Consider the following 8,303-nt stretch of genomic DNA (forward strand, 5'->3'; position numbering starts at 1 on the left):
AGTTTAGCTATTCTGGATAAGTTGGGTGCTAATGGCGATTAAAATAACGATGCCAAAAATCAGACGATACCAGATAAAGAGCCAGGTGCTACGGGTTTGGAGAAAACGGATTAGCCAGGCAATGGCGACATAGGAGAAAAAGGCGGAGGAAACTAAGCCGATAATCAGGGGAAATAAGCCGACTCCGGCAAGTCCTTCGTCGAGTAGTCCAGCGAGTTCAACTAATCCGGCAAGGGTGATGGCGGGAATGCCAAGGAGAAAGGAAAATCGGGCGGCACTGGCGCGTTCTAATCCCATGAATAATCCAGCGGTAATGGTCGATCCGGAGCGGGAAACGCCAGGGATAATGGCGAGAGCTTGGGCACATCCCATGAGAATTCCGTCTTGCATTCCGAGGCGATCGAAGTCCCGTTTTCGACTGCCCCATTTTTCGGCTAATCCGAGTAGAATAGCCATGACGATGGAGGCGATCGCAATGGCAGAGAGTTTGCGAATGGGAGATTCGTCAAAGTTGGGGATCAGTAGTTTAACCCCTAAGCCAATCACCACAATGGGTAGGGTTCCGATCGCAATCCCGGATACCATGCGGACACTATTGGACTGATAGTCTTTTTTCTGGATGGCTTGAAGGGTTCCTAGGGTCAGTTGCCTCAGATCGTCCCAAAAGTACCAGAGGACAGCACCGATACTGCCCAGTTGAATGATAGCAGAAAAGGCAACGCCTGGATCGCCCCATCCGAGTGCCACAGGGACTACTTTCAGGTGAGCGGTACTGCTAATGGGGATAAATTCTGTCATTCCTTGTACCAGTCCTAAAATAAAGGCTTGAAAGACATTAATTTGCCCGGAAACGCTGTTGGAGGGGTCTTGTGCTTGCGTGAGGGTCGGTACAAATAGGGCAGAGAGGAAGATTAGTCCAAACAGGAGGGGGCGATCGCTATTTTTTTTAAGCATTACGAATCCTTGATGGAGAACTGTCCCATTATTGCCAAAAACAGGGGGTTGTGGCTTGTATGTTTCATTTCTCTAGCGATCGGTTATCATAGACTTATCCCCCCCAGGGGGATATCAGATCCAATAGACAGAATTAAAAAATCTGATATCTTAAACAATGTAAAGTTAAGTAACGAAACTTAATTGTGGTTCATCAAACCTTTCCCCCCTATTCTTCCTCAACATCCAAGTCAGCCTCAAATCCTGTAAAGGAAGGGTTGAAAGGGCTGGCATTCCCTCAACATTGGCAAATCTGGCTGGCATCTGGGGGGTTAGTGATTGTACCTGTGTTCTTCCAAGCCCCCTTAGTACGATTGTTCCCAGAGTTAAGTTTTGTAATGACCCTCGGCTGGATTGGTATAAGTTGGATGCTGAGGACTCGGCACTGGGGACAGCTTTGGGGCGATCTCTTATTAGGATTTAGTTGGAGTTGGTTAGCGGGTTCAATCTATTGGGGGTGGCTGAGGTGGGAACCCCTCTATCATTTACCCATTGAGGCGATCGCCCTACCCTTCGTTTTACTCGACCTAGTGCTGCGCTGCAGACAGTCTAGAAATTCTTGGGGATTAATCGGTCATTTCTTCTATCTCGGTTCCCTGTTGGGGACGGCGATCACCGATATTTATTTTTACCTAGTTGACCTGATCCCCCACTGGCGACAACTGATGCAAGTTGAACCCGAATTTGTACGCCCTGTCTTTCAAGAGGCGATCGCCCAAATCTATACCCCCTGGGGAGGATTTTGGGCGGGAGCGTTGTTAACTCTCTTGCTAGTAATGGGTTTATTTCCCCTGCGCTCCAAACAAATCCAGTGGTGGGCCTTTAGTGGTGCAGTCCTCAGTACCCTAGTCGTAGACGGACTCTTCTGGCTGGCAGCCCTTTGCGCCTAAATTCCAATCGGCTTAAAAGACAACATTTTTCGATCAGTAGAAAGAAATCAGAGCTGGTCTTTATTGTGACTCAAATCACAACCCATTTCCCAAATTATCACGGAATGAAGAGAGCATCCCCAGGAGAATAAGATTAAAGACCCTTGAGAATGCTATCTCAACATCAAGCTATGGAAGTCTCCTTACATCTCCTCCCCTGTGGCCTAAGCGATCTAATTGTTCAAGCCTATACGAAGCGCAAATTAACCCAAGCTGACCGATATGGATTAATGGCGGCTATTTTAGATCCCAATCTGAGTGAAGAAGAGCAACAGGCCATCGATCGCCTGTTCTATCTTTATTATCGGGGACGCTTAGAACTAACGGATGAACTCTCAACCCTAGATGGAGAATAGCCAAATCTGAAGATTAGCTTGACGGCGGGAAGCCCCGTACTCTACTGAAAGTGAGCGTCGGGATGAGAGATGGGAGAAGGAAGGGGTACTCTTCGAGAAGCCGCTTCGCGTCTACGATGCCCTTTCCTTCTCCATCCTTGTTGGAGCCTTGTTGTTCAATATATCGCTTCAGAGTTGAAACAGTTACTCCTCCACAAATAGCAATAAAGTAAGATTCATTCCACAAAACAGATTTTCTATAGAATCGATTAATTTTTTCAGAAAACTCAGCTCTAAGTTTACGACTAGAGACAAATTTCAAATTGGCAATAAAGTTGGACAAAGTAAGTTGAGGATAATACTGGAATAAAATGTAAATATGATCGGGTTCTCCATTAACCTCAATTAACTTACAATCCCATTTCTGACATAAATCAGACACTATGTTTCCTAAAAAGTTTAATATTTCTTGATCGAAGACCTGCCGACGGTACTTTGTGGTCAGGACTAAATGGGACTTGAGATCAGAAACCGCTCGGCCACTTGAGATAAAGTCGTTTTTCATAGTGACTGTATACTATAGCGTTTCTCTCTTCGATGAGGTACAGCTTGAAGCCTTAGAACCTAAGCCATACAAGCTATTGCCTATTGCCTAGCGCGAAGCGCTATATAATGTAAACAGTCATTTAATCCTATCATGCGAACTGCATACCAGTACAGACTTAAGCCCACTTATCTCCAGCGATGCACCATGTCTCGTTGGTTAGATATGTTACGCTTACAGTACAATGGGTTGCTTGCAGATCGCTTCGACTGGTGGGAGTTTAATCGCACTCAAGTTAACGCTTGCCCATTGGTTGCTAGTATTGCAAAACCGAGAGAACAGCCTGAATACTACGCTCAAAAAAGAGGTTTAGTGAACCTGAAGAAAGAGCGAACTTGGTACAGGGAAATCCATTCTCAAGTCTTTCAAGATATGGTCAAAAGAGTTAAACTTGCCTTTGATCGTTTTCTCAAAGGAGACAAGAACGGAAAGCATAGCGGTAGGCCTCGTTTCAAAGGAAAACATCGCTACCGAACTTTCACTTATACTCAAGCAAAAAATGATTGGATTGATGACAATTCTATTAATTTACCCAAAATTGGCTTAATCAGGTTCATCAAACATCGTCCTTTACCAGAGAGGTTTTCAGTTAAAACAGCTTCTGTTTCTCGGAAAGCTGATGGTTGGTATTTGACTCTCTCCCTAGAGGATAAATCAGTTCCTGATTGGCCACAAATTGATATAGAGCCAACTGAGTCTAATAGCATTGGAATTGATTCCGGGTTGGAGTATTCTGTCGCTTGTTGAGACGGTGATACGAAGGTTCCGCCTAAGTTCTATCGACAATCTGAAGATAAACTTAAATTACTCCAATCCAAACGCGATCTCAAGCAGAAAGGATCAAAACCACGCCGGAAACTCAATCATCGAATTGCTAAATTACATCAAAAGATTGCCAGACAACGACGGCAGTGGCAGTTTGAGACGGCTAATGAGTTAATCGATAAAGCTGAGATTATCTTTGTTGAAGATCTGAAGATTGCCAATATGTCTCGGAAGAATAAGCCCCAAAAAGCTAAAAACGGGACATATCTTCCTAATGGACAATCGGCAAAATCGGGATTAAATAAAAGTTTTGCTGATGCTGGAATAGGTGTATTCTTGAACGATATCCTTCCGCAGTCAGCCGCAAAAGCGGGTCGGAAAGTGGTGAAAGTTAATCCATCGGGAACGTCCCAACATTGTGCAATCCGTCTTAATAGAGTTTCTAAGAAATTATCAGATCGTTGGCATAATTGTCCCCATTGCGGTGCGTCAATGCCAAGAGATATAAACTCAGCTCTTTTGATTAAGAAAGTGGGGTTGGGCAAAGCCTCACTCAAAAACGCGAAATCTAGTTCTAAAAAACTCGATGGAGAAGCCCGTACTCTACGGGCAGGGTGAGCGTCGGGAGTTGTCACTGAAAAAGGGTTGATCCATTATCAGCGCATTTGATGTCCGCAACAGCGGAAAGCACGATATCATTGATCTTCAGCATAAGCAGGATACCCTTGGATGGTGACTCCTGTTCCATCACCTCCCGATCCATGATTTACCCCGATTTTTCCGAATTTAAACAGCTTGCCCAACAGGGTAATTTTATTCCCGTTTGTCAGGAATGGGTCGCTGACTTAGAAACCCCTGTTTCGGCATGGTACAAGGTTTGTGCCAATCATCCCTACAACTTTTTGCTAGAGTCGATCGAAGGTGGAGAAAAGATCGGTCGCTACAGTTTATTAGGTTGCGATCCCCTATGGATCTTAGAAGCAAGAGGCGATCGCACCACACAAACGTTTCGAGATGGCACTCAAAAAGAATTCCAAGGCGATCCTTTCGGGCACTTAGCCAATTGTTTGGAACCCTATCATCCTGTCAAACTGCCCCAACTGCCTCCGGGAATTGGGGGATTATTTGGATTTTGGGGCTATGAGCTGATTCATTGGATCGAGCCTACCGTTCCCGTCCATAAAGGGGATAAGACCGATCTGCCTGATGGCATTTGGATGCAGGTCGATCATCTGTTGATTTTCGATCAAGTGAAGCGCAAGATTTGGGCGATCGCCTATGTGGATGTGCGCGATCCAGAAACTCAACTCAAAAAAGCCTACAAGCAAGCGTGCGATCAGATCAAATCCCTCGTTAAGAAACTCAACAAACCCCTCTCGCGCAAACCCCTCTCCCTGGAATGGACCTCCCCAAACCGGGTTAACCCAGACTCTAGGGTGTCTTACACCAGCAACATTACCCCAGAAGCCTTCTGTGCCAACGTCAAAACAGCTCAGGACTATATCTTGGCGGGGGATATCTTTCAAGTTGTCCTCTCCCAGCGTCTCAGTACTGCCTATAGCGGTAAACCTTTTGACCTCTATCGCTCCCTGAGACTAATTAATCCCTCGCCCTACATGGCCTACTTTAATTTTGGCTCTTGGCAACTGATTGGTTCATCTCCAGAAGTGATGGTCAAAGCTGACAAAGCTCCCAATGGCAAAACCATAGCCACCGTTCGACCCATTGCCGGAACCCGTCCCCGTGGCGCGACTCCAGAAGAAGACCAAGCCTTCGCCAACGAACTCTTGCAAGACCCCAAAGAAATTGCCGAGCATGTTATGCTTGTCGATTTAGGTCGCAACGATCTAGGGCGAGTCTGTACCAGTGGCACCGTTAAAGTCGATGAGCTGATGGTGATTGAACGCTACTCCCATGTGATGCACATTGTCAGTAACGTCGTGGGGGAACTAGGGAGCGATCGCAGTGCCTGGGACTTACTCAAAGCCTGTTTTCCTGCTGGAACCGTCAGTGGCGCACCGAAAATTCGCGCCATGGAGATTATTCACGAACTTGAAGGCGATCGGCGCGGCCCCTACTCCGGTGTATATGGATACTACGACTTTGAAGGACAGCTCAACAGTGCCATTACCATTAGAACCATGGTTGTACAGGATAAAACCGTATCCGTTCAAGCAGGAGCCGGTCTAGTCGCTGATTCTATTCCCCAGAACGAATACCAAGAAACCCTGAATAAAGCTAAAGGATTGTTACAAGCTATTCAATGCTTGTACCCCTAAGCCTTCTCTAGAATCTGAAGGGACGAACTGGAGGCATGAAGTATAAGCAATTAGAAAATCAAATCATCGATCTGATTCAAATTGTTGATTAAATTTTGCTTGCAATTTGTCCAAAATCCCGTAATATCAAGAATGAAGACAAGCGATCATACAAACGATTAAGCCAGGAAATTGGCTATCGTTTGTATTAATCAACCTTATACTCATTCAACTAATCTCTGAGGAGTAACACCATGGCTACATACAAAGTTACATTGAAGACCCCCACTGGTGAAACAGTAATAGACTGCCCTGAAGACGAAATTATTCTAGATATTGCTGAAGAACAAGGGATTGACCTGCCTTATTCCTGCCGTGCTGGTGCTTGCTCCACCTGTGCTGGTAAAATCACTGCGGGTACAGTCGATCAAGACGATCAATCCTTCCTTGATGACGATCAAATCGAAGCCGGTTGGGTTCTGACCTGTATTGCTAAACCAACATCAGATTGCACCATTGAAACTCATAAAGAAGACGATCTGACCTAGTTCTTCAACTCTCAAAATCCTTAGCATAACTAAGTCCCTAAGCTACCCAAATCCCCTTTTAATGGTAAGGAGATTTGGGTGCTAATCGTTTGTAAGATCCACCTAAACAGTTACGCCTAAACAATCCTCCCTAAACCTCTAAAAAATCAAGCTGAAAACAGATTAAGGAAGCAGCGAAATGGCTAAAAAAACCTACAGCGTTCGACTGGTTAACGAAGAAGAAGATCTTGATGAAATTATCGAAGTTCCTGAAGATGAATACATTTTAGATGTAGCAGAAGATCAAGGTGTGGATCTGCCCTATTCCTGTCGGTCGGGAGCTTGTTCTACCTGCGCTGGTAAGTTAGTATTACCAGAGAACACGTATCCAGAAGATGTAGTGGATCAATCGGACCAGTCTTTTTTAGACGATGGGCAAATAGAAGCCGGTTATGTTCTCACTTGTATAGCGTATGCTAAGGCAGACTGCACGATTCTTACCTATCAAGAAGAAGAACTCTATTAACTCTTAAACCTTATTCAGTTTACCCCTAGCCTCCCCAGACGGATGTCGCTTCACCTAAAATCAACTCTCAAGTTAGCTAAGTTAAGCTTTAATGGGATTGAAGGTCTTATATCTCTATATTGCAGTTGTGAGGAGGCTTAAATTATGCCAACGATTAATGGAACCCCTGGGCCGGATTTACTTAATGGAACTGGGCAAGGGGATATTATCTCGGGTCTTCAAAGCAATGATACCCTGAACGGACTAGGGTTTAATGATATTATCCTGGGCAATCAGGATAACGATCTGATCGATGGTGGGCCAGGTAGGGATACCCTATTTGGCGGTCAAGGAAGCGATACACTCTTTGGTCGCACAGAGGCCGATCAGATCTCAGGGGACTTTGGAGATGACTTTATCTCGGGAGGTGAGGGGATTGATTTAATCCTGGGAGGGCCAGGTAACGATCAGATTTCAGGAGGCTCATTTAATGATGCCCTCTTTGGAGGAACGGGTATAGATGCCATTAATGGGAATGGAGGAAACGATCTCATTTATGGCGGCCAAGATAATGATTATCTCGTAGGGAGTGCAGGGAATGATAGCCTCCTGGGGGATTTAGGTAACGATACCATTGAGGGTGGAGATGGTTTAGAAAGTATTCGAGGCGGTCAAGGGATTGATTTCATCTTTGGCGGGAATGATACAGATACAATTTTTGGTGATAATGAGGGTGATGTGATCGCTGGGGATGGGGGTGCAGATAGTCTCCTCGGTGGTAATGGTGCCGACTTTGTGGCAGGGGGTACAGAAAATGATACCCTTCTGGGAAATCCAGGTAATGATTCCCTATTTGGCGGACAAAACGAGGATCAAATTGAAGGGGGAGAGGGTAATGATTTCCTTTCCGGCGATCGCGGTAATGATACGCTACAAGGCAATGCCGGTAATGATGCCCTAGCTGGAGATTCAAATAACACTATACCCGGTAATGACTTTCTCTTTGGCGGTACGGGAGCAGATACCTTACTGGGTGGGGCAGGACGAGATACCTTTGCGATTGATGCCAACTCAGGTAGTTTCCAGCTCTCGGGTGCAGATGTAGTCAACGACTTCTTTGTAGATGCGAATGGAAACAAGGAAGATAGAATCGGCTTGGGAGGCGGACTAACCTTTGCTAACCTGTCTATCACCCAAGGAACAGGAGCCAATGCCAATGATGTAATCATTCGTCAGATTGCGAGTACAGGTCAAGCCGGGCAAGTACTGGGCGATTATTTAATGGTCTTGCGAAACGTCAACGTGGCCCTGATTAACCAAACTGATTTTGTCACGGTTGATCTGCCCACCCCGACTCCAACCCCCACCCCAACCCCCACCCCAACTC

The 8,303-nt window shown here is 45.6% G+C and carries 8 protein-coding genes and 1 pseudogene; 7 read left to right on the forward strand and 2 right to left on the reverse strand.

Going from position 1 to position 8,303, the window contains the following annotated elements; all coding sequences use genetic code 11:
• Positions 1 to 3 precede the first annotated feature (3 nt).
• Positions 4 to 954, reverse strand: coding sequence for an undecaprenyl-diphosphate phosphatase (locus PN466_RS01055; protein ID WP_271936237.1), 951 nt, complete (start codon positions 952 to 954; stop codon positions 4 to 6).
• A 257-nt stretch (positions 955 to 1,211) separates the two neighbouring features.
• On the opposite strand from PN466_RS01055, the gene PN466_RS01060 reads away from it, so the two are divergent.
• Complete coding sequence (locus tag PN466_RS01060; protein WP_313898500.1) at positions 1,212 to 1,883, forward strand: DUF3120 domain-containing protein; 672 nt, start codon at positions 1,212 to 1,214, stop codon at positions 1,881 to 1,883.
• Positions 1,884 to 2,032: 149 nt separating this feature from the next.
• Complete coding sequence (locus tag PN466_RS01065) at positions 2,033 to 2,278, forward strand: hypothetical protein (protein ID WP_271936238.1); 246 nt, start codon at positions 2,033 to 2,035, stop codon at positions 2,276 to 2,278.
• A 13-nt stretch (positions 2,279 to 2,291) separates the two neighbouring features.
• On the opposite strand, the gene tnpA is transcribed toward PN466_RS01065, so the two are convergent.
• Positions 2,292 to 2,822, reverse strand: a complete 531-nt coding sequence (gene tnpA, locus PN466_RS01070) for an IS200/IS605 family transposase (RefSeq protein ID WP_278002944.1) — start codon at positions 2,820 to 2,822, stop codon at positions 2,292 to 2,294.
• Positions 2,823 to 2,954: 132 nt separating this feature from the next.
• Here tnpA and PN466_RS01075 point away from each other — a divergent pair.
• The 5 genes and pseudogenes from PN466_RS01075 to PN466_RS01095 all read left to right on the forward strand — a co-directional run.
• Positions 2,955 to 4,244 (forward strand): annotated as a pseudogene (locus PN466_RS01075) (RNA-guided endonuclease InsQ/TnpB family protein).
• A gap of 143 nt (positions 4,245 to 4,387) precedes the next feature.
• On the forward strand, positions 4,388 to 5,905 hold the full coding sequence (trpE, locus tag PN466_RS01080; protein ID WP_271936239.1) for an anthranilate synthase component I: 1,518 nt from the start codon (positions 4,388 to 4,390) through the stop codon (positions 5,903 to 5,905).
• Positions 5,906 to 6,138: 233 nt separating this feature from the next.
• Entirely contained in the window at positions 6,139 to 6,432 is a 294-nt protein-coding gene (locus tag PN466_RS01085) for a ferredoxin (RefSeq protein ID WP_271936241.1), read from the forward strand.
• Between the two features lie 178 nt (positions 6,433 to 6,610).
• Positions 6,611 to 6,937, forward strand: coding sequence for a 2Fe-2S iron-sulfur cluster-binding protein (locus PN466_RS01090; protein ID WP_271936243.1), 327 nt, complete (start codon positions 6,611 to 6,613; stop codon positions 6,935 to 6,937).
• A gap of 144 nt (positions 6,938 to 7,081) precedes the next feature.
• Positions 7,082 to 8,303: calcium-binding protein (locus PN466_RS01095; RefSeq protein WP_271936245.1), on the forward strand; the 1,222-nt coding region annotated here is incomplete at its 3' end.

The sequence above is a fragment of the Roseofilum reptotaenium CS-1145 genome (assembly GCF_028330985.1).
GTDB lineage: Bacteria > Cyanobacteriota > Cyanobacteriia > Cyanobacteriales > Desertifilaceae > Roseofilum > Roseofilum reptotaenium.